This is a genomic window from Roseateles sp. GW821-FHT09H10 (genome assembly GCF_059415865.1).
Window position 1 is genome coordinate 447,709 of record NZ_JBWKOB010000003.1, and the last position, 25,660, is coordinate 473,368.

The following is a 25,660-nucleotide window of genomic DNA, read 5'->3' on the forward strand; positions in this document are numbered from 1 at the left end:
CCGTGGCCTGGAACAGCGCGGGATTTGGATAGCGCTATCCCGTTGGTTGAAAAAAAGAGGGCCGACAGCTCCCTCAAGCGCCGCCCGAGGACGGCCATCCAGCCGCCGAGAACGCCCCGGATGACGCCGGCGTTTCATGGGTGGATTGCGCTATCCTAGGCGTCGTTCTGGCGCTGCGATATGGGGGATACCATGTAGCCCATGCCCAGCCGCAAGACCCTGCCCGAAGAGCCTCCCCGACGCTCCCGCGCCACCGGCCGCGTGACGCTGGCCGATGTGGCCCGCGAGGCGGGTGTCAGCCCCATCACGGTGTCGCGCGCCCTGCGTGGCGAGCGGGCCGTGGCGGCCGAGTTGTGCGAACGCGTGCAGGCCGCCGCGGCGGCCCTGGGCTATGTGCCCGACCCGGCAGCGCGCGCCCTGGCCTCGGCCCGCAGTTCGCATGTGGCCGTCCTCATCCCCAAGCTCAGCAATACGCTGTTCGTGGAGCTGCTGGACGCCTTGCAGCGCCAGCTGATGTTGGCCGGCTACCAGACGCTGATCGGCGTCACCCACTACGACCCCGCCGAGGAGGAGGCCGTGCTGCGCAGCTTCCTGGCGCACCGCCCGGCCGGCCTCATCGTCACCGGCCTGGACCGCAGCCCGGCTGCGGCGGCTCTCATCCACGGCAGCGGCGTGCCCTGCGTGCATGTGATGGAACTGGCCAGCGAGGCGGACAGCTACAGCGTCGGCTTCTCGCAGCGCGACGCGGGCCGTGCCATCACCCAGCATATGCTGGACAGCGGCCGGCGCCGCGTCGCCTATGTGGCGGCCCAGTTGGACCCGCGCACCCTGCAGCGCGGCGAGGGCTATGAGCTGGCGATGCAGCAGGCCGGGCTTGCCGCGAATGTGAGCAAGGTGCTGAGCCCCGAGCCCTCGTCCATGGCCCTGGGTGGCGTGCTGCTGGAGCAGGTGCTGAAGGAGGCGCCGGATACCGACGCCATCTTCTTCTGCAACGACGACCTGGCGCAGGGCGCTCTGCTGGCCGCGCTGCGCCTGGGCGTCGCCGTCCCCGAGCGCGTGGCCGTGGCCGGGTTCAACAACCTGCCCGGCAGCGACCAGATGCTGCCGCCGCTGACCACCGTGGCCACGCCGCGCGTGGAGATCGGCGTGCAGGCCGCGCAGATGCTGATGACGCTGATGCGCGGCCAGCCGGTGGAGCAGCCCCAGCTTGACCTGGGCTTCCAGATCGTCAAGCGGGCCTCAGCCTAGCTCGACCTCCAGGCGGTACTCCCGGCCGGCCTCGATGCCGCGCACCAGGCCGCCGGGCAGCGGCTGGCCGTCCAGCAGCACGCGGTTGTTGCCGGTGCGGCGCACATTCAGCAGGAAGCGGGCGCCGCGGAACTCGCGCTCGGCGCTGAATTCGTTCCAGCCCGAGGGCAGCTGTGGCTGGACCCGCAAACCTTGGCGCTCGCCGCGCAGGCCGCAAAGGCCTTCGATGATGCTGCGATAGGCCCAGGCCGCCGTGCCGGTGTTGAATAGCTGGCTGGAGCGGCCGGCGGTACGCGGGTATTGCTTGTGGGCGCCGCGATAGTAGTTGGGGATGAAGACGGGCAACTGGCCGCGCTGCAGGTAGTCGGCGGCATCGGGCCCCGGGATCATGCGGCGCAGCGCGCTGAAAGCGCGGTCGGCTTCGCCGGCGCCGTAGAGCGCATGCACGTAGAAGCTGGCCGCATGGTTGTAGACGGCGCCGTTCTCGGCCGAGCCGGGGTGCTTCTGCGTCACGCGGCCGACGTCGTCGCGCATGCGCGAGTAGGGCGGAGCGAACATGGCCACGCCATGGGGCGTGTCGAGCTGGGCCTCGATGGCGGCGAGCATCTTCTGGCGCTGTTCGGCGCTCGCCGCGCCGCTGAGCATTGCCCAGGACTGCGGGTTCAGATAGATGCGGCCTTCGGCGTCCTTGCTGACGCCGAAGACGACGCCATCGTCGGTGATGCCGCGGGCAAACCAGTCGCCGTCCCAGAGATGGCGGTTGGCGGCGGCGTTGAGTTCGTCGGCTGACGCTTGCCAGCGCGTGGCCTGTTCGGTCCGATCCGCATCGGCGCAGAGGCCGCTCCACAGCCGCATCGCATAGGCGGCCGCCACCGTCAGCCAGCCCGACACGCCACGGCCCTTGTAGCCCACCATGTTCATCGGATCGCACCAGTCACCCTGGGCGATGAAGCTCAGGCCGCGGGCGTCGCGGTCCTGCTGCAGCCAGGCCATGGCGGCATCGAGGCGCTCGGCCACGCTGAGGCCTTTCACCACGACGTCCAGCAGCGCGAAGTCGGCCGTCTCGTCCAGATAGGCCTGCAGGCAGACCGGCAGCCACACGCAATGGTCGGTGTGGGGCACCTGGTTGATGTACTTCAGCTCGGCGCCTTCGACGAGCAGGATGCCGTCGGGCATGGAGCCGTCGGCATGCTGCTGGCTCAGCGCATGCAGCAGGGCGCCACGCGTGACGGCCGGCGCGATATAGGCCATGCCGAGGTTGTCCTGCAGATAGTTGCGCGTCTGCGGGTCGGTGCTCAGGCGGTTGACGTCGCCGTGATAGAAGACCTGGCGCGGCAGCCAGTGGTTGACGAAGTTGTCGAACTCGGCGTCGGGCGACTGGATGCGCAGGCAGCCGCGGCCGCCGTCGATGTAGCGGGCATAAGCCTCGCGGGTGCGAGCGAAACCGGCTTCGCTCAGATAGGCCGCTCGCATGTTTGCGATCTCGGCGTCGTCCAGCGCCGGGCCGAACAGGAAGCGGAGGGTTTCGGTGCCGTCCGGCTGCAGCGAGAGCCGGTATTGCACGCAGGCCGCCGGTGTCTCGTAGCGCGCATCGCCGCACGCGAGTTGCTCTGCCTGCAGCGCGCTCGGCTTGTGCAGCCCGCCTTCGCCTTCGAAGGCCGCCTGGCTGGCCTCCCAGGCGTCGGGCTGGCGCTCGCAGAGGAAATAGGTCTTGTCCTTGAGGTGCAGGTTCTTGAAGTAGTCGTCGACCTTTTGATAAGGCGTCACGCTGCTGGCGACGATGCCGCCCAGGTCGGCCCGCCACTCGGCCGACTGGTTCATCCACGACATATAGCCGATGGGGAAATAGGGCAGGACACTGATGCGGCGCGTGCGGCCCGACAGATTGGTGACGCGCAGCTCCCACAGCTCGGCGACATCGTCCGTCGGCAGCCCCAGCACCATCTCCACACGCAGGCCCAGGTGCTCCACCGTCCAGCCCAGGTCGTGCCGACCTACGCGGAACTGGAAGGACTCGACCGGCGCTCGCACCGGCTCGTAGGGCGCCGAGAACAGCTCGCCGCTGCCCTCGTCCTTCACGTAGACGAAGCGGCCGGGGTGGTGGGCGTAATAGGCCTGCTCCGGCTGCATGAAGGTCTTGGCCTCCAGGTTGGGCGCATGCGCGTACTTGGCCGGCTCGGGCTGCATGAACTGGGCGGTGGCATAGCCGCGGCAGGTCATCTGGATCATCATGCGGCGGTTCCACAGGAAGCCGCCGGCCTGGGGCAGGGCGATGGGGCTGGTGAGCTCGTAGCGCTCGCCGTCGTCGATGGGGCCAAGCATGGGTCAGGCAGTCGTGGGTTTGCGCGCGGCCAGGTCGGCCTGGATGCGTGCCATGGTCGGGTTGTCCAGGGTGTAGAACATCATGAGGACGGCGGCCAGCAGCGTGAAGCTGGCCGGGATGACGGACATCAGCCAGACGATGCCGGCCTGGGACTCGGCGGATTGCACCGCATTGGGCACATAGCCCAGGGCCGAGAACAGCGCACCGATGACGGCGACCGCGACGGCCGTGCCGAGCTTCTGCGCGAAGGAACTGGCCGCGAAGGTCATGCCGGTGGCACGGCGGCCGTTGCGCCATTCGTTGTAGTCGGCGCTGTCGGCCAGCATCGAGAAGGACAGCGGCGACTTCGGGCCCAGCACCAGGCCGAGCGCGATCTGCAGCACATACATCAGCACGATCTGGTCTGCGTCGACGAACAAGAAGGCGGCCGACAGCACCGTGGAGGCCAGCATCAGGCCGATCATCAGCTTGCGCTTGTCGATGAAGCGTGTGAGCAGCGGCGTCAGCGCCGTGCCCGCGGCGGCGGCCAGCAGATAGGCCGGCACGAAGGTGGCCAGCAGCTCGGGCCGGTTGACCACGTATTTGAAGTAGTAGGCCGCGCTCGTCATGCGCAGCGTGATGCCGCCCATGATGATCAGCGCCAGGAAGAACAGCAGGATCCAGGGCCGGTTGCTGCGCAGGTCGGCCAGGTCTTGCCTGACGCTGGACGGCTGGGCCTGCGTCGGCTGGACGCGCTCGGTCGTCGTGGCAAAGGTGATGGCGAAGATGACGGCCGCGGCGATGCCCCAGAAAACCATGGTCAGCGTCCAGCCCAGGGCGGGGTCGCCGCCGCCCAGCCAGTCGACCAGGCGTGGCGACACGGCCGTGACCAGGGTGCCGCCCGCAAAGCCGGCCACGAAGCGCGAGGCGTTGATGGCGTTGCGCTCGCGCGCGTCGCCCGACAGCACGCCGGACAGGGCGCTGTAGGGCAGGTTGACGCTGGTGTAGAGCGTCATCAGCAGCAGATAGGTCACATAGGCCCAGACCAGCTTGCCCGTCGGGCCGAGGTCGGGCGTGGAATAGGCCAGCACGCCGACCACGGCCAGCGGCAGCGGCATGAAGAGCAGGAAGGGGCGGAACTTGCCCCAGCGCGTCTGCGTGCGGTCGGCGAGGGCGCCGATCATGGGGTCGGTGAAGGCGTTGAAGATCTTCACGACGAAGAGCATGGTGGCCGCGGCCGCCGCGGTGATGCCGAAGGTGTCGGTGTAGAAGATCAGCAGGAAGGTCGAGATATTGGTCCAGTAGAAGTTGAACCCCATGTCGCCCAGGCCATAGCCGACGATCTCGCGGCGGGTCAGCGGTTTCGGGCTCATGTCCTCAACCAGTCGCAGACCTGGGCCTGCAGTTCGCTCAGGGGCGCCAGCGTATCCAGGCGCAGCACGCCGGGCTCGCCGACGGGAGGCTCCAGCGTCTCGAACTGGCTGTCCATCAAGCTGGCCGCAAAGAAGTGGCCGCCGCGCACCATCACCCGGCGGCGGGCTTCGGCCTTGTCAATGTCCAGGAAGACGAAGCGCAGGCCCGGTGATGCCTGGCGGAGCTGGTCGCGATAGGCGCGTTTCAGCGCCGAGCAGGCCGCCATGGCGCCCGGGGGCTGACGGCGCAACTGCTCGCACAGGGCCGCCAGCCAGGCGGCGCGGTCGGCGTCGGTCAGGGGCTGGCCTTCGGCCATCTTGCGGCGGTTGGCCTCGCCGTGGAAATCATCGCCCTCCAGCCAGACCCGCCCCAACTGCGCGGCGACGGCGGCGCCCAGCGTGGATTTGCCACTCCCGGCGACGCCCATGAAGACCAGGGATTCGGGCGCAAATGGAGTCATGGGGACGCGAGCGGGAGCCGGGTTTGGATGTATTGGATAGCGCTATCCTACTCGGAGGGAGGCCGTCGCGGCTCCGTGTTTTCCCGCCGCAGCCTTCGCGCGGCGCGTCAGAGCACGGCGCGCAGCTTGTCGTAGCCGCTGCGGCTCACCGGGATGCGCTTGCCGTTCTTCATGCGCGCGACATGGGCGTCGCTGTCGGTCTTCTCCAGCCCCTGCAGGGCCGCGAGGTTGATGATGAAGCTGCGGTGCACGCGCACGAAGCGCGTCGGGTCCAGCCTCTCCTCCAGCTCGGAGATGCGCTGGGCCTTCAGGTGGTCACGGCCGGCGCTGTGGAAGGCGACGTTGTCGGCCTGGGCCTCGATGTAGTCGATGGCCTCGACAGCCAGCACCTGCAAGCCGCCTTCGCGCTCGCTGTCGCGCACCAGCACGCGCGCCAGCGGCTGGGGCGCCACCAGGGATTCCAGCCCCGGCTGGGGCTGGCCGCGCAGCCGGCGGGCGCGCTCCAGGGCCGCGTCGAAGCGGGCCTGGTTGAAGGGCTTGAGCAGATAGTCCACGGCGTGCAGCTCGAAGGCCCGCATCGCATGCTGGTCGTGGGCCGTCGTGAAGATGACGCCGTCGCGCCGGCCGGTCAGCTCCAGCACCTCCAGACCGGTCAGGCGCGGCATCTGGATGTCGAGGAAGACCAGGTCGGGCTTGAGTTCGGTGACGGCCTTGGCCGCATCCATGCCGTTCTCGGCCTCGGCGCAGATGGCGATGTCGGCGTGGGGCTTCAGGAACTCGCGCACGAGGCGGCGGGCGAGCGGTTCGTCGTCGGCAATCAGGGCTTGCAGCGTCATGCGGTTTCCAGCGGCAGGTTGATCTCGACCGCGAAGCCTTCGGGGGTGGCGCCCCAGCTGACGTGGGCGCGATCGCGGTACTGTGCGGCGAGGCGTTCGCGCAGATGGCGCAGGCCCTGGCCCAGGCCTGGCTCACGCGTCGGTGCGGCGGGAACGGGGTTGCGCACGGCCAGGTGCAGCCAGCCGTCGCGAATCAGGGCCTGGACCTCCACCACGCCGCCCTCGTCCAGCGCGCGCAGCCCGTGCTTGAGCGCGTTCTCGACCAGGGGTTGCAGCGTCAGCGGCGGCAGCAGTGCGGCCAGGGCCTCGGGCGGCGCGTCTATGGCGCTGCGCAGCTTGTTGCCCAGGCGTTGGCGCTCGATGGCGAGGTAGTGGCCGATGAGCTCCAGCTCCTCCTCCAGGCGGATGCGCTCGCGCCCGCCCAGGGCCAGGGTCTGGCGGAAGAACTGGGCCAGGTCGATGCTCATCTGGCGGGCGCCGGCGGGATCGAAGCTGGTCAGGGCGCTGATGGAGTTCAGGCTGTTGAAGAGGAAGTGCGGGTCGATCTGCAGGCGCAGCAGCTGCAGCTCCATGTCGCGCGCCAGCAGCCGGGCCTCGGCCTCGCGCAGGGTCGCGCCCTGGGCCACCTCGGCGGCGATCAGCACGTCATGGGCGAGGGTCGCCAGCAGGAAGAAGCCCAGGCAGGCAGCAAAGGCCAGCATCCAGCCGGGCGGCGTCAAGGCAATGAAGCCGGCCTCGCGGCCCAACAGCAATCCAGCGGCGTTCCAGGCGGCGGCCACGGCCAGGGCGATGCCGGACAGCAGCAGCACGGCGGCCGCGCGCGAGGCGAGGGCGGTGGGCCAGCGTCCCGGGCCGAAGGGACGGGAGCGGCACAGGTAGTAGACCGACAGGGCCGCAAAGGCGAACACCAGTGCCAGGGGCGCGGCCCAGACCAGGGCCCAGCCCAGCGATGCGAGGCCTTGCGCGGCGAGCAGGCCGGCCAGGGCCAGGCCGGCCAACAGCGCCGCGCCCAGATAGAGGGCCAGGCGGCGCCAGTGCGTCAGCAGCGGGTGCACGCGGCGGCGTCTTCAGTTCTTGATCTCGACGCCGCCGAACACCGCGTCGCCACGCAGCACCAGGCGCTGGGTCGGGTTCATCGGCGGCACCGTCTTGTCGTCCACGCCACCCAGCGTGGGTGCGATGTCGACGACGACCTGCCATTCACGCGGGACACGCAGCTCGACGCCGCTGAAGCGGGCCGAGACCTCGAGCACGGCTTCGGGGCCGTCCATGACCGCCTGGCGCAGGTCCAGCTCGACGCCGCCGAAGCTCACGTCGATGCGACCGCCCCTGAAATTGCGCGAATCGTTCTGCTGGTTGATGGCGGCGAAGCTGGCGTCGATGTTGACGCGGTCGCCATGCTCCAGCGTCGAGGGCGTGTCTTCACCGCGTTCGCGGTGGCGGTGCGGGAACATGCCGCGCATCAGGATGGACACGCCAGCCAGGATGACGAGCACCGGCCACCAGTCGCGTGGCCGGAAGTGCAGCAGGTCGAGGTTGTGCGCCGTCATCACGCCGCCGACGGTGACCAGCACGACACCCACCAGCCAGCTGCCGCTGTGGCGCGGCGAGACGAGGTGGCTCAGGCCGAACAGCACCAGCACCAGGGGCCAGAAGGTCCGCAGGAGCGGCATGCCGAAGAGATGCAGGTTGTCCAGCAGGGCCAGCGTGCCGATGCCGATGACGCCCAGGCCGAAGGCGATGCGGCGGCCGGCGTGGTGTTGGGTGCGATGGGGCTTCATGGGGCGGCTCGGGTTGCGATGGCGCAAGTAGACACGCGCGCCGCGGCCTGGCGGCGCGCGATCCGGCGAATCGCCGCCAATCGCCGACGAATCGACAGGTGGCAGCGCCAGCGGAGCGGCCATCAGCCCTGCGCCGGCCGGGGGCATGTCAGCCGCGGCTTGCGCACCGCCAGTTCATGAAACTAAGATAGTTACATGAAAAGAGACGGCAAGCTGTCCGGCGTGCTGCACATGCTGCTGCACATGGCCGAGACCCGGGAACCCGCGACTTCCGAGGTGCTGGCACGGGCGATGAACACCAACCCCGTCGTCGTGCGGCGGCTGATGGCGGGCCTGCGCAAGGCTGGCTTCGTCGCTTCGGCCAAAGGCCATGGCGGCGGCTGGGTGCTGAGCTGCCCGCTGTCGGACATGACGCTGGGCGATGTGCATGCCGCTCTTGGCGCGCCGCCGTTCCTGGCCGCCGGGCTGCGCGATGAAAAGTCGACCTGCCTGGTCGAGCAGGCCGTCAACACGGCCCTCGGCACGGCCTATGCCGAGGCCGAAGCGCTGCTCGTTGCCCGCCTGCATGGCGTGAAGCTGTCCGTGCTGGCCGAAGACTTCCACCACCGCATGCAGGCCCGTGGCCTGTCACCCCAGGACTTTCTTCATCATGATGCTTGACGCCCTCATCGTCGGCGGCAGCTTTGCCGGCCTTTCTGCAGCGCTGCAACTCGCCCGGGCGCGTCGGCGCATCGCCGTCGTCGATGCCGGCCAGCGGCGCAACCGGTTCGTCGCTGCCTCGCATGGCTTTCTGGGCCAGGATGGGCGAGCGCCGGCCGACATCGTGGCCGATGCGAAAGCGCAGCTGCTGGCCTATCCGAACGTGAGCTGGCATGCGGGGCTGGCGACGTCTGCGCGCCGGCAGGGCGAGGGTTTCGAGGTGGGTGTCGGCGCGGCAACTCTGCTTGCGCGTCGCCTGGTGCTGGCGACCGGCGTGGCCGACGAGCTGCCGCCCGTCGAAGGCCTGGCCGAGCGCTGGGGCAGCACCGTTTTCCACTGCCCCTATTGCCACGGCTATGAGTTGGATCAGGGCGCCATCGGCGTGCTGGCCTGCAGCCCGCTGTCCATGCATCACGCGCTGATGCTGCCGGACTGGGGGCCGACGACCTTTTTCCTGAACGACGCCTTCGTGCCCGATGCCGCCCAACTTCAGGCATTGGCGGCGCGCGGCGTCACGGTCGAGGCAACGCCCATCGCCCGCATCCGTGAGGCCATGACGGTGGAGCTGGCGGACGGCCGCCTGCTGCCGCTGGCCGGCCTGTTCACGGCGACGCGCACCCGCATGGCCAGCCCGCTGGCGGAGCAGCTGGGATGCGAGTTCGAACAGGGGCCGGCGGGTCCTTATCTGCGCCGCACGATGATGGAGACGTCGGTGCCAGGCGTGTTCGCCTGCGGAGATGCGGCGATGGCGTTTGCCAATGTGGCCATCTCGGTCGGCGACGGGGCCATGACAGGCGCGGCGACGCATCGCTCGCTGATTCCCGGCCTGCAATGAAAAAAGCCCGGTGCAGTGCACCGGGCTTTCCGAGGAGATCAGAACGATCAGGCGGCGCGCTTGCTGGCGCGGGTCGCGGTCTGCGTGGCCTTGACGGCTTGGCTGGTGGCGGCCTGGAAGTTGGATTCGGCGACTTCAACGGCTTGCTTGGTGGCCTTCTGGACCGATTCGAAAGCGTTGTTGGCGGCGGCGACAGCCGACTTCACCAGGGCGACGGCGTTCTCGGTGCCGGCCGGGGCGTTCTTGGCGGCGTTGTCGACGACGGCGGCGAACTTCTGCTGCACGTCGGCGAACTGGGCTTCAGCGGCCTTGGCGACTTCGGCGCCGGTGCTGGAAGCGATGTCGTAGAGGTGACGGCTGTAGGAGGCGGCCTTTTCAGCGGTCGGCTGCAGCAGCGAGGCTTGCAGGGACAGCAGCTCTTGCGCGTCCTTGACGGACAGGGCGGCAGCGGTGGTGTCGGCGGCTTCGCTGATGGCGGTGCGGGCGACTTGCAGGTTCAGCTCGACGAGCTTTTCGACGCCTTCGAAAGCCTTGTTGGTCAGGCCGAAGAGGGTTTCGACATTGGCCTTGTGGGCGGCGAGGACTTGTTCAGCGGTCAGCATAGGGGACTCCGATTTCAGGTGGTTGAACCGTTTGCTGTGCTTCTTTTGCTGCACTGCAACATGAAGCCAATGATAGAGGTCATTTGCCGGATTGCAAGAACTTTTTGTGCGGTGCAGCAAACTAGGGGTGACAGCGTGTGACAAACGCGTTGCGGCGACCCGGCTGCGGCCGGCTCTACAGTCGCGGCTGCTCTTGTCAGCCGCCTGATGCCCATTTCCCTGCCTTCGCGCCTCTCGACCACGCCCAAGGCGCAGTGGCTGGCAGCGGTATTGACCGCGCTGGTTGCGGTGGCGCTGCGGGCCTTGCTGCAACCCGTGCTGGGCGACGGGCTTCCCTTCGTCATCGCCGCCCCTGTTGCGCTCTTCTGCGCGCTCATGTGGGGAGCGGGTCCCGGCGCGCTTGCGACGCTGATCTGCCTCGGCGGGGCGCTGCTGCCCGGCATCCCGCCGGATGTACTGAACGCCGACAGCGGCGCCAAGGCGCTGGCGTTCGCGCTGGGCATGACCGTGGCGTGCATCCTCATTGCACGCGTCGATGCGCTGCGGCGCCGGGCCGAACCGCAGGCCCCCGGGGCCGCCACGCCATTGGTGCGCTGGCTGAATGCGGCGTTGATCGGCGCGGTGCTGATGCCGGCCACCGCCTTCGTCGTGGTGGGTTGGTGGACCTATGACCGGGCATTGCATGCGTCGCGTGAGACGGCGGTGCGGCGGGCCGACCTGGTCCATGAACACGCCCGGCGTACCTTCGACGTGGCCCAGAGGCTGACCACCGAGGCGGCGGCGCTGACCGATGGCCCGGACGAGCAGATCCGCGCCCATGAGAGCGACTCGCGGCAACGATTGAGCGACATGGTGCTCAGCCTGCCGTCCGTGGTGAACCTCAATGTGTGGAACGAGCAGGCGGTGCCGCTGGTGCGCAGCGATCGTGCCGTCAATCCGGCGGTGACCGTGATCGACCGCGACTACTTTCGCCAGCAGGCGGCGCAGGACCGCGGTTTCGATGTCAGCGCGGTCATCACGGGACGCCAGACAGGCCGGGAGCTGTTCAACGTGACACACCGCCGGCCGTCGCCGGACGGTGTCTTCAGGGGCATCGTTGCCGTATCGATGAGCCCGGACTATTTCCGCGACTTCTACCGCGCCATCGTGGCGCAGAACGCGGAGATGGAGTCGATCAGCCTGGTCCGCACGGATGGCGTGGTGCTGGCGCGCTGGCCGCGCCTCCTGGACGGCGTGACAAGCCTGCCTTCCAATGCCCCGTCGCTGCTGGCCATCCAGCAAGGTCAGGCGTCGGGCGTGGTCTTCGGTCGGATGCCCGCCACCGGCGAGCCGCGTATCGGCGCGTTCCGCCGGCTCGAAGGGCTGCCCGTCTATCTCGTCGTCAGCTTCAGCGAAGCGGCCATGCTGGCAGGCTGGGTGCGCACCATGGGGATCGTCGGCGCGATGGCGCTGCCCATCACGCTGATGCTCATCGCGGTGACGACGATTGCGCGCCGCCGGGTGCTGTCCGAGCAACGGGCGCAGCTGGAGCTGCATGAGCAGATCCGGCTGCGCGCCGCGACCGAGAAGAGCGCCCTCGAGGCGCACCGGCGCGAGACCCTCGCCGCGCTGACGGCGGGTGTGGCGCATGACTTCAACAACCTGTTGGCCATCGTCAGCAACAGCCTGCACGTCCAGAATGTCAGGCACCCGGCGCTGGCATCGGAGCCGCAGAACGCGGCGATGCGGCGCGCCGTTCAGAGCGGGACGCGGCTGACCCGCCAGCTGCTGTCCTTCACCAGGAAGCAGGCGCTGAGGCCCGAGGTCATTGACCTGCAGACCTGGCTGCCCGAGCTGGAAGAGCTGCTGCGCACGACGCTGGGGTCCCGCATCCAGCTCGGCGTCACGGTGGCCGCCAATGTTCCGCCGGTGCTGGTGGACGCGGCAGAGCTGGAGCTCGCGCTGGTCAATCTGGCGGTGAATTCCAAGCATGCGCTGCGCAGCGGCGGCAACTTCGAGCTGGCCGCGGACGTCGATGCAGCAGCGGGCGCCCGGCAGGTCGTGATCCGTGCCGCCGACAATGGCGACGGCATTCCCGCCGCAGTGCTCCCGCAGGTGACCGAGCCCTTCTTCACGACCAAGGGGCCGGGCTCGGGTTCGGGCCTCGGCCTCTATCAGGTGCGCGGTTTCGTCGAAGCTGCCGGCGGCAGCCTGCGCATCGACAGCGAGGTGGGCCGTGGCACCACGGTCAAGCTCATCCTGCCGGCGGTCGAGGCCGAGCCTGCGGCCGACGCCGCCGGGGTTTCAACTCCGGCGGCATCCGTCGACAGGTTGTCGGGGCATGTGCTCGTGGCGGAGGACAACGACGATGTCGCGGCTGTCACGACGGCGCTGATCGCCAGCCTGGGCCTGCGCGTCACCCGCGCCAGCAACGCCGCGGAGGCCTGGAAGCTGCTGCAGACCGCCGGGCTCGGGGATGACATCGGCTTTGTGCTCACCGACGTGGTCATGCCGGGTGCGATGGACGGCGTGGCCCTGGCGCTGAAGGTGCGCGCGGAGCGGCCCGGGCTGCCCACGACGGTCATCACGGGCTTTGCCGAGAATGTGCAGACCGCGCTCGATGCCGGACTCGATGTGCTGCACAAGCCGCTTGCGCTCGAGGAGTTGCTCGCGCGCCTGCGCGCTGCGTTCCCGGCCGCATCCGGCGCGGTGGTCAGCGACTGAAGATGACCCGGCCGCCGCGCAGCGTGCATTTCACATTGGCGAACTGCTTCGCCGACTGCGCCGGGTCGCCGCCCAGCACCACGATGTCCGCGTCCATGCCCGGCGCCAGCCGCCCGCGGCGCGAGGCTTCCTTCCAGCGCTCCGCGGGCGTCGTCGTCAACGAGGCGAGGGTCTGCATCGCGCTCATGCCCGCCTGCGCCATCAGTTCGTACTCGTCGGTGGGGTCGCTGTCTTCCATGTAGTCGACGTCGGTGCCGAACAGCACCTTGCCGCCGGCCGCCGCAAAGCGGCCGAACTCGCGCACGCTGTCCTGCAGCACGGCCTCGGCGGGCTGGGGTGGCACCTTCTCCTTGGCGAGCTCGTAGCGGAGCAGCTTGAGGGTGGGCACCATGTGGACACCCGCGGCGCGCAGCGCGTCCATCAGCTCCGTGGGCCAGGGGCCGGGTGTGCCGAGCGGCGGGTGGGCCAGGATGTCCACCCTGGCCTGCAAGGCCGCCCGCAGGCCGTCCAGGTCGGTCGGATGCGCGAAGACGAGGTGACCGCGGCGGTGCGTTTCCCCAGCGGCCGCCGCCGCAAGGTCGGCCGCCATGCGCTTGGGCGGTCGGCCGGCCTGCGGCGTCACGAGGAAGAGCTTGGTTGCCTCGGCGCCGGCGTCAAGGTTCTGCTTCACCGTCGCAAGCGCCGCGGCCACCGTGTCGGGCTGGGGCAGCTTGGCCAGGAAGGTGGGGTCGAAGTGGGCGATGTAGACCGGCAGGCCCTGATGCGGGAACAGCGGCAGGCCCGCCGTCAGCAGGCGCGGTCCTTTCAGCTCGCCCCGGTTCACGCGCTGACGCAGGGCCAGGGTGTTGTCGCGGTCGGAGGCGATGTCGAAGGCGGTGGTGAAGCCGTAGCGCGTCAGCAAGGCCGTGAGGCCGTCTTCCAGCGTGGCCGCCTTGGCGGTCCTGGCCTTCGCAAACGCGGGGCCGTTGAGGTGGACGTGGCTGTTCTGGAAACCCGCCATCAGCACGCCACCGTCGCAGCCCGGAGCCAGGGGCGGGATGCCGGCGTGGGCCGCGTCGTTGCTGGCGACGCCGACGATGCGGCCGCCGCGCACCAGCACCACGCCGTCATCGATGGGCGACGCGTCGGGCGCGGGATAGACCTTGACGCCGCGCAGCGCGCGGACCCCGTGGTCGGCGGCCGGGGCCGAGGAGGCGGCCATGCCGCAGCAAAGCAGGGCCGCGGCGATCCGGGCGAGAGGCGGGCGTTGGGGTTGCATGCGGTGCAGCCTATCAAAGGGGCTGCGGCTGGCGCTATCGTTGCCAGCCCATGCTGGCTTTCCATTCCGACGCCCACAGCCTGGCGCTGCCGCCCGGGCACCGCTTTCCGCAATCCAAGTACCGCCTGCTGCGCGAGCACTTCGAGCGCCAGCCGGGGCTGCTGAGGATGCAGCCGGCACCGGCGGCCACCGAGGGCGAGCTGTCGCTGGTGCACACGCCGGACTACGTGGATGCGGTGCTGCGCGGCCATCTGAGTGCCGCCGAGCAGCGTGAGATCGGTTTCCCCTGGTCGGAGTCCATGGCTGAGCGTTCGCGGCGCTCCGTGGGCGCCAGCATCGCGGCGGCGCGGGCGGCGCTGGAGGAGGGCGTGGCCGCCAACATGGCCGGCGGCACCCACCATGCCTATGCCGACAAGGGCTCGGGCTATTGCGTCTTCAACGACGTGGCCGTGGCCGCGCGGCTGATGCAGGCCGAATGGGCGCGCCGTCACAACGCGCTGCTGCGCGTGCTGGTCATCGACCTGGACGTCCACCAGGGCAATGGCACGGCGTCCATCTTTCGAGACGACGACACGGTGTTCACCTTCTCCATGCATGGGGCGCGCAACTTCCCCTTCCGCAAGGAGGCCAGCGACCTCGACGTGGATCTGCCCGACGGCTGCGGCGATGCCGACTACCTGGACGCGCTGGACCGCGCGCTGGCCGAGGTCTGGCGGCGCTGCGAACCCGGGCTGGCCTTCTACCTGGCCGGTGCCGATCCGCATGAAGGTGATCGCCTGGGCCGCTTGAAGCTCAGCTATGAAGGCCTGGCCCGGCGCGATCTGCGCGTGCTCGATGCGCTGGCCGAACGCCGCATTCCGGTGGCGCTGAGCATGGCCGGCGGCTATGGCCATGACCTGGCCACGACGGTCGCTGTGCAGGTCAGCACATTGAACCTGGCCGCCCAGTCCTGGGCTGCCTGGGCGGCTACCGGACGCGGAACTGGCTGACGACCTGGGCCAGCCGCTGGGCCTGCTCGCGCAGCGACTCGGCGGCCGCGGCGCTTTCCTCGACGAGGGCGGCGTTCTGCTGCGTCATGTCGTCGACCTGGTTGACGGCCTGATTGACGTCGTCGATGCCCTGGCTCTGGGCGGCGGCGCTGGCGCTGATCTCGCCCATGATGTCGGTCACGCGCTGCACGGCGCCGACGATGTCGGTCATCGTCGTGCCGGCGTCCTGCACCAGGCGGGCCCCGGATTCGACGCGCTCGACGCTGGCCCCGATCAGGGTCTTGATCTCCTTGGCCGCCGCGGCGCTGCGGCCCGCCAGGCTGCGCACCTCGCCGGCCACGACGGCAAAGCCACGGCCCTGCTCGCCCGCGCGCGCGGCTTCGACGGCGGCATTCAGCGCCAGGATATTGGTCTGGAAGGCGATGTCGTCGATGACGCCGATGATGTCGCCGATGCGTTTGCTGGACGCCGTGATGTCGTTCATCGTGTCCACCACCTGCTGCACGACGCTGCCGCCGCGATGGGCCACGTCGGCGGCCGAGGTGGCGAGCTGGTTGGCCGTCTGCGCGTTGTCGGCGCTCTGGCGCACGGTGCCGGTCAGCTGGGCCATGGACGAGCTGGTGACCTCCAGGCTGGAAGCCGTCTGCTCGGTGCGCATGTTCAGGTCCTGGTTGCCGGAGGCTATCTCGGCCGACGCGGTGCGGATGGAATCGGCCACCAGCATGACCTCGCCGACCGAGCTGCCGAGCTGCTCGCACATCCGGTTCAGTGCGCGCATCAGGCCGGCCAGCTCGTCCTGGCCCTGCGGGTCGGCGCGCTGGGTCAGGTCGCCGGCGGCCACGGATTCGGCCAGGGACAGCGAGGCGTTCACGTCCTTGGCGATCTTGCGCTGGTTGGCCAGCAGCAGGCCCATGCCGACGCCGGCCGCCAGCAGCGAGACGAGGCCGAAGATCCAGGCGCGCCGCTTGGCGTTGGCCTGCTGGGCTTCCGAAGCCTTCTGCTGGTCCTCGCCCATGCTCTGCACGAGCTTGGCGATCAGCGCCGCCACCTCCTTGTAGCGGGCCTCGGCGTCCTGCATCGCGGCCACGCCGGTGTTGGGGTCGACCGAGGCCAGGTCGATGGCGCCATCGGCCTTGGCCAGATAGGCCTGCAGCAGCGGCAGCGAGGCGCGGATGTGGGCATCGGCCTCGGCCGGTGTGGCCTCCATGTCGGCCAGCGTGGTGAGGGTGCGCGCCACGCCGTCGACCTGGGTTTTCAGCTGGCCGCGCAGCACCTTGACCTTGGCATCGTCCAGGGACGCCATCAGCGCGATGGTGCGATAGATGCCGCCGTGCATCTCGCCCACCTGGGTCTGCACGGCCACCGTGGTCATGAAGACCTCGTTGCGCTGCTGGCCGGCCTCGCTGGCGGCGACAACCTCGCGCAAGGCCAGCAGCGTGTTGCCCAGGCTGACAGCCAGCACCACCGCCAGCGCCGCCATCGGCGGCACCAGCATCTTGGCGGCAAGCTTCATCGGCGTGCTACTTGTAGATGCCGCCGCAGACGATGGTCTCGTCCAGCCGCTCGCAGTACATCTGCTTGGGCTCGATCTTCTTGCTGGTCGGGTTGGTGAACTTGTAGTCCTGCCAGAAACCCTTGGGGCTGGACTTGCCGAGCTCGACGCGCTCCTTGATGAAGGCCTTGCCGTCGATGTCCTTGAGGTCGATCAGGTCGCGCCCGACCTGCTTCTCGTTGGCGCCATGGGCCAGGCACTTGCCATCCATGCCGTAGACGACGAGGTAGAGGTCGCTCTTGACGAACTGCGCGTCCTTGGCCGTGATGGTGGCGTAGGCCTTGTCCTTGCCATTGGCCTTGATGAAGGCGACGCCCTTCTTGACCATGGCGACCGCGTCGTCCTTGGTCGCGTTCTGGGCCAGGGCGGCGGTGCTGCCGAAGGCAGCGGTCAGTGCGAAGGCAAGACCTGCCACGTTGAACCGATTCATGCGAGCTCCTTGTCAGCCGTTGTGGAATCGTCGTCTGCGGCCCAGTGTCGCTCCGCGAAAACGGATCATGCAAGCGCAGTATGCCGCGATTGCCGCGCAAAACATGGCCGCGGCGGCCGCATGGAAGAATGGCCCCATGACGACGACCCGCCCCCAGCCCGACGGCCGCGAGGCCTACCCCCGCCTTGTGGCGCTGACGACACGGTGGATGGACAACGACGTCTATGGCCATCTGAACAACGTCGTCTACTACAGCCTGTTCGACACCGCCGTGAACAGCCTGCTCATCGAGGCCGGCGCCCTGGACATCCATGGCGGCGAGGTCATCGGCCTGGTCGTCGAGACGCATTGCAATTTCTTCGAGTCGCTGGCCTTCCCGCAGCGCATCGAGGCCGGCGTGCGCGTGGCCAACCTGGGCCGTTCCAGCGTGCGCTACGAGATCGGCCTGTTCGCCGAAGGCGCGCCGCTGTGCGCCGCGCGTGGTCATTTCGTGCATGTCTATGTCGATCGCGACAGCCGCCGGCCGGTGGCCGAGCTTCCCGCCGCCTATCAGCAGATCCTCCAAACCCTGAAGACGCCATGAGCCGCCTCGAGTCACGTTTCATCATCCCCACGCCCGAGCAGACCGCCGCGGTCGATGCCGCCATCAAGACCCGGCACTCGCTGCGCGCCTTCCTGCCCACGGCGGTGCCGCGCCAGACCGTCGAGGACATCCTCGAAGTCGCCTCCTGGGCGCCGTCGGGCACCAACACCCAGCCCTGGCAGGTCCATGTGCTGACGGGCGCGGCCCTGGCACGGGTGTCGGGCCGCATCCAGGCCGCCTACCTCGACGCCGAGCAGAACGCGGCCCACAAGGAGGAGTACGCCTACTACCCCAACGAGTGGCGCAGCCCCTATATCGACCGCCGCCGCAAGGTGGGCTGGGACCTCTACGGGCTGCTGGGCATCGCCAAGACCGACAAGCCGCGCATGCAGCACCAGCATGGCCGCAACTTCATCTTCTTCGATGCACCGGTCGGGCTCTTCTTCACCATCGACCGCGTCATGCAGCAGGGCTCCTGGCTGGACTACGGCATGTTCCTGCAGAACATCATGGTGGCGGCCCGCGCGCGCGGCCTGCACACCTGCCCGCAGGCGGCCTTCACGCAGTTCCACCGGCTGATCGCCGAGGAGCTGCAGCTGGGCGAGGAGCAGATGCTGGTCTGCGGCATGTCCATGGGCTTCGCCGACCCGGCCGCCGTCGAGAACAGCCTCGTCACCGAACGCGCGCCAGTGGCCGAGTTCACCCGCTTCATCGACAACTGATGGCGCTCGCTGGCTCCGAACTCGGTATCGCCTGGGCCACGCCCTTCGCGGGCCTGCTGCTGTCCATCGCCGTCATGCCGCTGGCCGCGCCGGCCTTCTGGCACCACCACTTCGGCAAGATCGCCGCGGGCTGGACGCTGGCGCTGTTGATTCCCTTTGCCTTGAGCTTCGGGCTGGCGCAGACGGGCGGCGTGCTGGTGCACACGCTGGTGGAGGAATACCTGCCCTTCACCATCCTGCTGGGCGCGCTTTACACGACGGCCGGCGGCATCTTCATCCGCGGCAATCTGCACGGCAGCCCGGCGCTCAATTCGGGGCTGATGGCCCTGGGCGCCGTGCTGGCCAGCTTCATGGGCACGACGGGCGCGTCCATGCTGCTGATCCGGCCGCTGATCCGCGCCAACGACAACCGCCGCCACAACGCCCATGTCGTCATCTTCTTCATCTTCATCGTCAGCAATGTCGGCGGTTCGCTGACGCCGCTGGGCGACCCGCCGCTCTTCCTCGGCTTTCTGCAGGGCGTCAGCTTCTTCTGGACGGCCGGCCATCTGTGGGCCGAGACCCTGTTTCTCCTCATCGGCCTGCTCGCGGTGTTCTGGGTGCTGGACGGCTGGCTCTATCGCAAGGAGGGCATCACGCCGGCCGACCCCACGCCCGACGCGCCTCGCCTGGGCCTGGAAGGCGCCATCAACCTGCTGCCGCTGGCCGTGGCCGTCGGCCTGGTGCTGATGAGCGGCACCTGGAAGCCCGGCATCGTCTTCGACCTCTGGGGCACGCCGCTGCCGCTGCAGGCCCTGGTGCGCGACCTGGGTCTCATCGCCGTGACGGTGGCCTCGCTGTGGCTGACGCCGGCCGGCGTGCGCGAGAAGAACCAGTTCTCCTGGGCGCCCATGCAGGAGGTGGCCAAGCTCTTCATCGCCATCTTCCTGACCATGGTGCCCGTCATCGCCATGCTCAAGGCCGGGCCGGCCGGCGTGTTCGCGCCGCTGGCGGCCCTGCTGGATTCGCCCATGGCCTATTTCTGGCTGACCGGCGGCCTGTCCTCGGTGCTGGACAACGCGCCCACCTATCTCGCCTTCTTCAATCTCGCCGGCGGCGACGCGGTCCGGCTGATGGGGGAGGGCGCGCCGGTGCTGGCCGCCATCTCGGGCGGCGCCGTCTTCATGGGTGCCATGACCTACATCGGCAACGCGCCCAATTTCATGGTGAAAGCCATCGCCGAGGAGCGGGGTGTCAAGATGCCGAGCTTTGGCGGCTTTCTGCTGTGGTCCTGCGCGGTGCTGCTGCCGCTACTTTTCGTGATGGCCTGGATATGGATGCGCTGACGAAGCCCAAGGTTCTGATTGCCCGCCGGGCGCCGGCCGAAGTGCTCGGCAAGCTGAATGCCCATTTCGAGGCGGACTACCACCCCGGCGAGGCGCCGCTCAGCCCCGACGAGTTGCGCGCCCGCTTGGCAGGCAAGGCCGGCGCCTACATCACCGGCACCGAGCGCATCACGGCCGAGCTGCTGGACGCCTGCCCGCAGCTCAAGGCCGTCTGCACCATGAGCGTGGGCTACAACCACATCGACCTGGCCGCCTGCACGGCGCGCGGCGTGCTGGTCACCAACACGCCCGACGTGCTGACCGAGACGACGGCCGACCTCGGCTTTGCGCTGCTGATGGCCACGGCCCGGCGCATGAGCGAGGGCGAGCGCCTGCTGCGCGATGGCGGCTGGAAGAGCTGGTCCTGGGATTTCCTGGCGGGCCAGGAGGTCTTCGGCAGCACGCTGGGCATCCTCGGCATGGGCCGCATCGGCCAGGCCATCGCGCGCCGCGGCCGCTTCGGCTTCGGCATGCAGGTGGCCTATCACAACCGTTCGCGGCTGCCGGCCGAGGCCGAGGCCGAACTCGGCGCGCGCTATCTGGGTAAAGATGAGTTGCTGCGCCAGGCCGACCACCTCGTCCTCGTGCTGCCCTATTCGGCCGAATCCCACCACTGCATCGCCGCTGCCGAGCTGGCGCTGATGAAGCCCACGGCCACCCTCGTCAACATCGCGCGCGGCGGCATCGTCGATGAGGAGGCGCTCGCCGCCGCGCTGCGCGAGAACCGCATCGCCGCGGCGGGCCTGGATGTCTTCGAGGGCGAGCCGCGTGTGAACCCCGTGTTGCTCGGTCTGCCCAATATCGTCCTGACGCCGCATATCGGCAGCGCGACCATGCCCACGCGCATCGCGATGGCCCAGCTTGCCGCCGACAATCTGATCGCCGCGTTGACCGGTGCCGTGCCGCCCACGCCGCTGAACCCCCAAGTCCTTCCCGCATGAACCGCCGCCTGATCTGCCTGCTTGCACTGCTGCCCGCGCTCTCCTTCGCCCAGTCGCTGAAGAACAAGCTGCCGCCCCCGCCACCCCAGGCCGCCGTCGAGGACAAGACGCCGCGCGACCCCAACAAGTTCGCGGTCCTGTCCCTGCTGGGCGACAACGTGCAGCTCCTCAACCTGACGCCGGCGCGCGGCGACACGGTGCAGACCGGCGAATGGACGTCCGGCCCCGCCGGCGGCCTGGACAACGCGGTGCTGCAGGCCCTGAACGGCGCCGTGCTGGCGGGTGGCAAGGACAGGGAAGTCAAGCTCTACACCTCGACCACGCGCAGCCTGTTCGGCGATCCGGCCCATCTCTTCGTCGACGGCAAGCTCAGCCTGCCGGGCAAGCTCGGCGACGCCGTGCGCCAGAGCGGCGCGGCCCAGCTGCTGCTCGTCACGCGCAGCCGCCAGGAGCCGGCCCTGGCCGCCGCCCTGCCGGGGCGCATCCTTGCGACGCTGGAAGGCCCGGGCTTCGTGCTGGACCAGCGCCCCAGCGCCCAGATCGGCTTCGACGGCCAGCCCGGCCTGCCCCTGCTGGCGCCCTATGTGTCCATCCGCGTCGCCCTCATCGACCTCAGCGACCTCAAGCTCAAGCGCGAACAGTCGCTGGCCGTGGCCGCCCGCCTGCCGGTGGTGGCCGAGGCGGCCGCCAATCCCTGGGCGGCGACGACGGCCGAGCAGCGCGTGAAGGCGCTGGAGGCCCTCATCGAGGCCGAGCTGCCGCGCGCGGTGGCCTCGCTGGTTTCACGCTAGGTCCGGCAGGGCCTTGAACACGCCGCTCGGGTCCCAGGCCTGCTTGGCCTGGCGCAGCCGCGCGAGATTGGCCCCGTAATAGGCCTCGGCCGGCCGGGTCAGCAGGCCGTCCAGGTAGTTCACATAGGCGCCGCCGCTGCTCCAGGCCTGCATGGTGGTGCGCATGCCGTGGGTCCAGCTGGCCGCCTCTTCCAGCGTGGCCGCGCTGGTGCCCGGCTGGAACTCGGCCAGGTACTGGGCGCTGAACAGCGCGCGGCGATGCACAAAGGCCGTCGCGTCGGGGGCCACGCGGGCGATGGCTCCGCCCATCAGATTCAGCAGCACGGCGCCAGTGCGCCCGCTGTCGCGGCGCTGCTGCAGGGCCGTGGCGAGGGCGGTGATGCCGGCGGCGTCCAGCGGCGCGTCGAAATAGTCCGAACTTGCCGCCATGGCCACGCGGCCCAACTGGCCGCTGGCGTTCTGGCTGGGCAGATGGCACTGGGCGCGGCTCAGCGCCATGCAGCTGCCCAGCATCACGTCGCGATAGGTGCGCGCCAGCAGGAAGGCATCGCCCGGCGTGCGGCCGATGCGGGCCAGCAGGCCGTTCCAATGCGGTTGCACGGCTGCCGTCTCGCCGATGGCGATGCCGCCGAGGAAGAGGCCCTGGCCGGACAGCGCGAGCTGGCCCCAGACGGTGTCTGGCAGGGTCTGCGGCCATGCCTGCCACGCGGCCAGCACGGTGGGCAATTCGCTGAGGGCGAAGCTGGCGCCGAACTGCACCAGCGGCGTGACGGCATGGGTCTGGAAGGTCAAGGACGTGACCAGGGCCACCTGGCCGCCGCCACCGCCGCGCAGGGCCCAGAAGAGGTCGGGCCGCAGCGTTTCGCTGCATTCCAGCTGCTGGCCGTCGGCCGTGACGACGCGGGCCGACAGCAGCACGTCGCAGCTCAGGCCATGGGCGCGGTCGATGACGCCGATGCCGCCGCCCAGCGTGATGCCGGCGATGCCGACGCTGACGCAGCTGCCCGAGGGAATGCAGCGGCCGGCGCTGATCAGCGTGTCATAGACGTCGGCCAGCTTGGCGCCGGCGCCGACGGTGGCGATCGTGCCGTCCAGCTGCACGCCGTCCATGGCGCCGATATCGATCATCAGGCCCTGGGCGGCCGTGCTGGCGCCCAGATAGCTGTGGCCGCCGCTGCGGCCGGCGAAGCTCAGCTTCTGCTGGCGCGCAAAGGCCAGCGCCGCGGCCACGTCGGCCGCGCTGGTGCAGCGGGCTACGGCCAGCGGCAGCTGGCTGTCGTAGCGCGCATTGGCGCCGCGGCGCACCCGCTCGAAGTCCGCATCGGCGGGCAGCAGCAGCTGGCCCTGCATCTGGCGCGACAGGCTGCCCCAATCGGGCCCCGGCGCTGGTGCCGGAGTGGGGGCCGGCGCGGGTGCAGGCGAGGGCGCGGGCGCCGGGCTGTCGCCGCCGCCACCGCAGCCGGCCAGCAGCGTCGCGCCGCCCAGCGCCAGGAACTGTCGTCTCTCCATCGCTGTCGCTCCAATGCCAGTAAAGGACCAGATGGGCGACTGTATGCGATACCAATAAGATACCAATGAAAGCGATTGCGCGTCGGGCGACAATGGCCCGCATGAGCCTGTTCGATGTGTTGCTGCTGGGCCTGATGGCCCTGGTTTTGATCCTGCTGGTGTTGATCTGGGCTCGTCAGAAACCGCAATCCACCGGCGTGGCGCCGGAGCTGCTGCAAAGCAATGAAAGGCTGGAGCGCGAGCTGCGCGACGAGCTCGGCCGCAGCGCCAGCGGCACGAGCCAGCAGCTGGTGCAGGGCCTGGCCCAGTTCCAGCAAGTCCTCACCCAAGGCCTGCAGGGCAGCAACCAGTCGCTCAGCGCACAGGCCCTGGCGGCCCGCGAGGCTCAAGACGCCGCCGCCCTGCGCAGTGCCCAGGCCCAGGCCGAATCCATGCAGAAGCTGAACGACGCGATGCGCGAGCAGCTGCAGGCCCTGTCCAAGACCAATGACCAGCGCCTGGCCGAACTGCGCCTGACGGTGGAGCAGCGCCTCACCGCCATCCAGCAGGACAACGAGAAGAAGCTCGAGCAGATGCGCGCCACGGTGGACGAGAAGCTGCACGCCACGCTGGAGCAGCGCCTGGGCGAGAGCTTCAAGCAGGTGGCCGAGCGCCTGGAGCAGGTCCACAAGGGCCTGGGCGAGATGCAGAACCTGGCCCGCGACGTCGGCTCGCTGAACCGCGTGCTGACCAATGTGAAGACGCGCGGCGTCTTCGGCGAGGTGCAGCTGGCGGGCCTGCTCGACCAGGTCTTCACCGCCGAGCAGTACGCAGCCAATGTGGCGGTGCTGCCGGGCTCCAGCGCGCGGGTCGAGTTCGCGGTCAAGCTGCCGGGTCAGCGCGACGATGGCCAGCCGCTGTGGCTGCCCATCGACGCCAAGTTCCCGCGCGAGGACTACGAACGCCTGCTCGATGCCCAGGAGCGCGCCGACGCGCCGGCCGCCGAGGCCGCCGGCAAGGCCATCGAGGGCCGGCTGCGGCTGGAGGCCAGGACCATCCGCGAGAAATACATCGGCCCGCCGCACACCACCGACTTCGCCATCCTGTTCGTGCCGACCGAGGGCCTCTACGCCGAGGCGCTGCGCCGTCCCGGCCTGATGGAAAGCCTGCAGCGCGAGCACAAGGTCATGCTCTGCGGCCCCACCACCCTGCTGGCCACGCTGACCAGCCTGCAGATGGGTTTCCGCACGCTGGCGCTGGAAAAGCGTTCGGCCGAGGTCTGGGAAGTGCTGGGCGCCGTCAAGACCGAGTTCGGCAAGTTCGGCGACGTGCTGTCCAAGGTGAAGAAGAAGCTCGATGAGGCGGGCAACACGCTGAACGACGCCGAGGTGCGCACGCGGGCCATGACGCGCAAGCTCAAGGGCGTGGAGGCCCTGCCCGATGACGCGGCCCAGCAGCTGCTGCAGCTCAGCCTCGGTGAGGACGCCGAGTGAGCGACACCGCCCCAGCCGCCAAGAAGAATCTGCGTGATGCGTTCTGGTGGCTGATCGCCACCATGATCTGCGTGCATGCCTGCATGGCCACCACGCGTGTCACGGCCAGCCTGTGGGTGCTGAAGCAGGGCTACGGCGAGGCCTCGGTCGGCATGCTGCTCAGCCTGTTCGCCGTCGCGCCCATCGCGCTGTCGCTGTGGGCAGGCCGGCTGGCCGATCGGCATGGCTTCCACCGCCCGGTCGGCGTTGGCGTGGCCCTGGCCTTCGTCGGCGCGCTGCTGGCCCTGGTCATCCCCAAGCTCTGGGCCATCGCCACCGGCTGCCTGCTGTGCGGCGGCGCCGTCGCCGTGGCGGCCGTGGCCCTGCAGCGCGAGGCCGGATTGATGGCCGAGGAGCCCGGCGAGCTGAAGAAAATCTTCAGCTGGATGGCCCTGGGCCCGGCCCTGTCCAATGCGCTGTCGCCCATCATTGCCGGCCTGCTGATCGACCACGTCGGCATGACGGCCGCCTTTGCCTTCGCGACCGTGCTGCCCGTGCTGGCCTGGGCGCTGGCGCGCAAGGTGCCGCGCAACCCGCCCAAGGTCTACACCAAGAGCTTCCGCGAGCCGGCGGCCTGGGACCTGTTCCGCCTGCCGGCCTACCGCCGTCTGCTGCTCGTCAACCTGGCGCTGTCGGCGGGTTGGGACGCGCACAGCTTCGTCGTGCCTGTCGTCGGCCATGCGCGCGGGCTGTCAGCCTCCAGCATCGGCCTCGTGCTGGGCAGCTTCGCGATCGCGGCGACGGTCGTGCGCCTGGCCATCGTCCGCTTTGCCGACGACATCGACGAGGCCAAGGCCCTGCGCACCGCGATGGTGGTCGCCATGCTGACCTTCATCGCCTACGCCTGGCTGCCCGGCACCCTGGGCCTGATTTGCGGCTCGGCCCTGCTGGGCGTGGCCCTGGGCTCGGTGCAGCCCATGGTGCTGGCCATGCTGCACCGCGCCACGCCGCCCGAGCGCCATGGCCAGGCCCTGGGCCTGCGCATGCTGACGCTGAACGGCGCCACGGTGGGCATGCCGGTCGGTTTCGGCATGCTGGCCGCGACGACGGCCCTGGCAGCCCCCATGTGGGTGATGGCCGGAGCCTTGCTTCTGGCCCAATTCCCGGCCCGCAAGCTCTAGCATCGGGTCC

Annotated in this window: 23 protein-coding genes; 12 read left to right on the forward strand and 11 right to left on the reverse strand. The window is 69.5% G+C overall.

The features are described from left to right. The first annotated feature begins 201 nt into the window (after positions 1-201). Positions 202-1,248 (forward strand): HTH-type transcriptional regulator GntR, encoded by a 1,047-nt coding sequence (gene gntR, locus AC07OY_RS17615; protein WP_495043906.1) that lies wholly within the window; start codon positions 202-204, stop codon positions 1,246-1,248. Here gntR and AC07OY_RS17620 read toward each other — a convergent pair. From AC07OY_RS17620 to AC07OY_RS17645, 6 genes are all read right to left on the reverse strand, one after another. Next, complete coding sequence (locus tag AC07OY_RS17620; RefSeq protein WP_495043907.1) at positions 1,240-3,570, reverse strand: GH36-type glycosyl hydrolase domain-containing protein; 2,331 nt, start codon at positions 3,568-3,570, stop codon at positions 1,240-1,242. The genes gntR and AC07OY_RS17620 overlap by 9 nt on opposite strands. A 3-nt stretch (positions 3,571-3,573) precedes the next feature. Beyond that, on the reverse strand, positions 3,574-4,923 hold the full coding sequence (locus tag AC07OY_RS17625) for an MFS transporter (protein ID WP_495043908.1): 1,350 nt from the start codon (positions 4,921-4,923) through the stop codon (positions 3,574-3,576). Next, complete coding sequence (locus AC07OY_RS17630) at positions 4,920-5,423, reverse strand: gluconokinase (protein ID WP_495043909.1); 504 nt, start codon at positions 5,421-5,423, stop codon at positions 4,920-4,922. The genes AC07OY_RS17625 and AC07OY_RS17630 overlap by 4 nt, the downstream gene beginning before the upstream one ends. A 107-nt stretch (positions 5,424-5,530) precedes the next feature. Beyond that, positions 5,531-6,259 (reverse strand): LytR/AlgR family response regulator transcription factor, encoded by a 729-nt coding sequence (locus AC07OY_RS17635; RefSeq protein WP_495043910.1) that lies wholly within the window; start codon positions 6,257-6,259, stop codon positions 5,531-5,533. Continuing rightward, positions 6,256-7,314 (reverse strand): sensor histidine kinase, encoded by a 1,059-nt coding sequence (locus tag AC07OY_RS17640; protein ID WP_495043911.1) that lies wholly within the window; start codon positions 7,312-7,314, stop codon positions 6,256-6,258. Before AC07OY_RS17640 ends, AC07OY_RS17635 begins: the two co-directional genes overlap by 4 nt. Before the next feature lie 12 nt (positions 7,315-7,326). Then, positions 7,327-8,040 carry a LiaI-LiaF-like domain-containing protein gene (locus tag AC07OY_RS17645; RefSeq protein WP_495043912.1) on the reverse strand — a complete coding sequence of 238 codons (714 nt, stop codon included), beginning with the start codon at positions 8,038-8,040 and terminating at the stop codon, positions 7,327-7,329. A 195-nt stretch (positions 8,041-8,235) separates the two neighbouring features. Here AC07OY_RS17645 and AC07OY_RS17650 point away from each other — a divergent pair, with 195 nt between their 5' ends. Both AC07OY_RS17650 and AC07OY_RS17655 read left to right on the forward strand, forming a co-directional pair. Continuing rightward, positions 8,236-8,700 carry an RrF2 family transcriptional regulator gene (locus AC07OY_RS17650; protein WP_495043913.1) on the forward strand — a complete coding sequence of 155 codons (465 nt, stop codon included), beginning with the start codon at positions 8,236-8,238 and terminating at the stop codon, positions 8,698-8,700. After that, positions 8,690-9,574 carry an NAD(P)/FAD-dependent oxidoreductase gene (locus tag AC07OY_RS17655; protein ID WP_495043914.1) on the forward strand — a complete coding sequence of 295 codons (885 nt, stop codon included), beginning with the start codon at positions 8,690-8,692 and terminating at the stop codon, positions 9,572-9,574. Before AC07OY_RS17650 ends, AC07OY_RS17655 begins: the two co-directional genes overlap by 11 nt. 47 nt (positions 9,575-9,621) lie before the next feature. Here AC07OY_RS17655 and AC07OY_RS17660 read toward each other — a convergent pair whose 3' ends face one another. Further along, entirely contained in the window at positions 9,622-10,176 is a 555-nt protein-coding gene (locus AC07OY_RS17660; RefSeq protein WP_119042623.1) for a phasin family protein, read from the reverse strand. 207 nt (positions 10,177-10,383) lie between these two features. Between AC07OY_RS17660 and AC07OY_RS17665 the strand changes: the two genes are divergently transcribed. Further along, the gene (locus AC07OY_RS17665; protein WP_495043915.1) at positions 10,384-12,879 is read left to right on the forward strand and encodes a hybrid sensor histidine kinase/response regulator family protein; all 2,496 of its coding nucleotides are present in this window, start codon (positions 10,384-10,386) and stop codon (positions 12,877-12,879) included. Here the strand turns inward: AC07OY_RS17665 and AC07OY_RS17670 are convergent. Next, on the reverse strand, positions 12,869-14,137 hold the full coding sequence (locus AC07OY_RS17670) for an amidohydrolase family protein (RefSeq protein WP_495043916.1): 1,269 nt from the start codon (positions 14,135-14,137) through the stop codon (positions 12,869-12,871). The genes AC07OY_RS17665 and AC07OY_RS17670 overlap by 11 nt on opposite strands. 50 nt (positions 14,138-14,187) lie before the next feature. Between AC07OY_RS17670 and AC07OY_RS17675 the strand changes: the two genes are divergently transcribed. Then, a complete protein-coding gene (locus tag AC07OY_RS17675) occupies positions 14,188-15,126 on the forward strand; it encodes a histone deacetylase family protein (RefSeq protein WP_495043917.1) in 939 nt (312 codons plus the stop codon). On the opposite strand, the gene AC07OY_RS17680 is transcribed toward AC07OY_RS17675, so the two are convergent. Both AC07OY_RS17680 and AC07OY_RS17685 read right to left on the reverse strand, forming a co-directional pair. Then, positions 15,104-16,639: a methyl-accepting chemotaxis protein gene (locus tag AC07OY_RS17680; RefSeq protein WP_495043918.1), complete on the reverse strand. Its 1,536-nt coding sequence runs from the start codon at positions 16,637-16,639 to the stop codon at positions 15,104-15,106. The genes AC07OY_RS17675 and AC07OY_RS17680 overlap by 23 nt on opposite strands. Before the next feature lie 7 nt (positions 16,640-16,646). Beyond that, positions 16,647-17,108 carry a cache domain-containing protein gene (locus AC07OY_RS17685; RefSeq protein WP_495043919.1) on the reverse strand — a complete coding sequence of 154 codons (462 nt, stop codon included), beginning with the start codon at positions 17,106-17,108 and terminating at the stop codon, positions 16,647-16,649. A 136-nt stretch (positions 17,109-17,244) separates the two neighbouring features. Here AC07OY_RS17685 and AC07OY_RS17690 point away from each other — a divergent pair, with 136 nt between their 5' ends. From AC07OY_RS17690 to AC07OY_RS17710, 5 genes are read left to right on the forward strand one after another with little or no spacing between them, the layout of a single operon-like run. Next, positions 17,245-17,691, forward strand: a complete 447-nt coding sequence (locus AC07OY_RS17690; RefSeq protein ID WP_495043920.1) for an acyl-CoA thioesterase — start codon at positions 17,245-17,247, stop codon at positions 17,689-17,691. Then, on the forward strand, positions 17,688-18,413 hold the full coding sequence (locus AC07OY_RS17695) for a nitroreductase (RefSeq protein WP_495043921.1): 726 nt from the start codon (positions 17,688-17,690) through the stop codon (positions 18,411-18,413). The genes AC07OY_RS17690 and AC07OY_RS17695 overlap by 4 nt, the downstream gene beginning before the upstream one ends. After that, the gene (locus AC07OY_RS17700) at positions 18,413-19,738 is read left to right on the forward strand and encodes a sodium:proton antiporter (protein ID WP_495043922.1); all 1,326 of its coding nucleotides are present in this window, start codon (positions 18,413-18,415) and stop codon (positions 19,736-19,738) included. The genes AC07OY_RS17695 and AC07OY_RS17700 overlap by 1 nt, the downstream gene beginning before the upstream one ends. Beyond that, complete coding sequence (locus AC07OY_RS17705) at positions 19,735-20,718, forward strand: 2-hydroxyacid dehydrogenase (RefSeq protein ID WP_495044071.1); 984 nt, start codon at positions 19,735-19,737, stop codon at positions 20,716-20,718. The genes AC07OY_RS17700 and AC07OY_RS17705 overlap by 4 nt, the downstream gene beginning before the upstream one ends. Beyond that, positions 20,715-21,509 (forward strand): hypothetical protein, encoded by a 795-nt coding sequence (locus AC07OY_RS17710; protein ID WP_495043923.1) that lies wholly within the window; start codon positions 20,715-20,717, stop codon positions 21,507-21,509. The genes AC07OY_RS17705 and AC07OY_RS17710 overlap by 4 nt, the downstream gene beginning before the upstream one ends. On the opposite strand, the gene AC07OY_RS17715 is transcribed toward AC07OY_RS17710, so the two are convergent. Then, positions 21,501-23,018 (reverse strand): FAD-binding oxidoreductase, encoded by a 1,518-nt coding sequence (locus tag AC07OY_RS17715; RefSeq protein ID WP_495043924.1) that lies wholly within the window; start codon positions 23,016-23,018, stop codon positions 21,501-21,503. The genes AC07OY_RS17710 and AC07OY_RS17715 overlap by 9 nt on opposite strands. Before the next feature lie 101 nt (positions 23,019-23,119). Between AC07OY_RS17715 and AC07OY_RS17720 the strand changes: the two genes are divergently transcribed. Then, positions 23,120-24,490: a DNA recombination protein RmuC gene (locus AC07OY_RS17720; RefSeq protein WP_495043925.1), complete on the forward strand. Its 1,371-nt coding sequence runs from the start codon at positions 23,120-23,122 to the stop codon at positions 24,488-24,490. Next, positions 24,487-25,650, forward strand: coding sequence for an MFS transporter (locus AC07OY_RS17725; protein WP_495043926.1), 1,164 nt, complete (start codon positions 24,487-24,489; stop codon positions 25,648-25,650). The genes AC07OY_RS17720 and AC07OY_RS17725 overlap by 4 nt, the downstream gene beginning before the upstream one ends. The last annotated feature ends 10 nt before the right edge of the window (positions 25,651-25,660 follow it).

Excerpts from the sequence above, each read along its gene's own strand:
- gntR (WP_495043906.1), top strand. The coding sequence starts at position 202 with ATGCCCAGCCGCAAGACCCTGCCCGAAGAGCCTCCCCGACGCTCCCGC.
- AC07OY_RS17620 (WP_495043907.1), bottom strand. The coding sequence starts at position 3,570 with ATGCTTGGCCCCATCGACGACGGCGAGCGCTACGAGCTCACCAGCCCC.
- AC07OY_RS17625 (WP_495043908.1), bottom strand. The coding sequence starts at position 4,923 with ATGAGCCCGAAACCGCTGACCCGCCGCGAGATCGTCGGCTATGGCCTG.
- AC07OY_RS17630 (WP_495043909.1), bottom strand. The coding sequence starts at position 5,423 with ATGACTCCATTTGCGCCCGAATCCCTGGTCTTCATGGGCGTCGCCGGG.
- AC07OY_RS17635 (WP_495043910.1), bottom strand. The coding sequence starts at position 6,259 with ATGACGCTGCAAGCCCTGATTGCCGACGACGAACCGCTCGCCCGCCGC.
- AC07OY_RS17645 (WP_495043912.1), bottom strand. The coding sequence starts at position 8,040 with ATGAAGCCCCATCGCACCCAACACCACGCCGGCCGCCGCATCGCCTTC.
- AC07OY_RS17650 (WP_495043913.1), top strand. The coding sequence starts at position 8,236 with ATGAAAAGAGACGGCAAGCTGTCCGGCGTGCTGCACATGCTGCTGCAC.
- AC07OY_RS17655 (WP_495043914.1), top strand. The coding sequence starts at position 8,690 with ATGATGCTTGACGCCCTCATCGTCGGCGGCAGCTTTGCCGGCCTTTCT.
- AC07OY_RS17660 (WP_119042623.1), bottom strand. The coding sequence starts at position 10,176 with ATGCTGACCGCTGAACAAGTCCTCGCCGCCCACAAGGCCAATGTCGAA.
- AC07OY_RS17665 (WP_495043915.1), top strand. The coding sequence starts at position 10,384 with ATGCCCATTTCCCTGCCTTCGCGCCTCTCGACCACGCCCAAGGCGCAG.
- AC07OY_RS17670 (WP_495043916.1), bottom strand. The coding sequence starts at position 14,137 with ATGCAACCCCAACGCCCGCCTCTCGCCCGGATCGCCGCGGCCCTGCTT.
- AC07OY_RS17675 (WP_495043917.1), top strand. The coding sequence starts at position 14,188 with ATGCTGGCTTTCCATTCCGACGCCCACAGCCTGGCGCTGCCGCCCGGG.
- AC07OY_RS17680 (WP_495043918.1), bottom strand. The coding sequence starts at position 16,639 with ATGAAGCTTGCCGCCAAGATGCTGGTGCCGCCGATGGCGGCGCTGGCG.
- AC07OY_RS17685 (WP_495043919.1), bottom strand. The coding sequence starts at position 17,108 with ATGAATCGGTTCAACGTGGCAGGTCTTGCCTTCGCACTGACCGCTGCC.
- AC07OY_RS17690 (WP_495043920.1), top strand. The coding sequence starts at position 17,245 with ATGACGACGACCCGCCCCCAGCCCGACGGCCGCGAGGCCTACCCCCGC.
- AC07OY_RS17695 (WP_495043921.1), top strand. The coding sequence starts at position 17,688 with ATGAGCCGCCTCGAGTCACGTTTCATCATCCCCACGCCCGAGCAGACC.
- AC07OY_RS17700 (WP_495043922.1), top strand. The coding sequence starts at position 18,413 with ATGGCGCTCGCTGGCTCCGAACTCGGTATCGCCTGGGCCACGCCCTTC.
- AC07OY_RS17710 (WP_495043923.1), top strand. The coding sequence starts at position 20,715 with ATGAACCGCCGCCTGATCTGCCTGCTTGCACTGCTGCCCGCGCTCTCC.
- AC07OY_RS17715 (WP_495043924.1), bottom strand. The coding sequence starts at position 23,018 with ATGGAGAGACGACAGTTCCTGGCGCTGGGCGGCGCGACGCTGCTGGCC.
- AC07OY_RS17720 (WP_495043925.1), top strand. The coding sequence starts at position 23,120 with ATGAGCCTGTTCGATGTGTTGCTGCTGGGCCTGATGGCCCTGGTTTTG.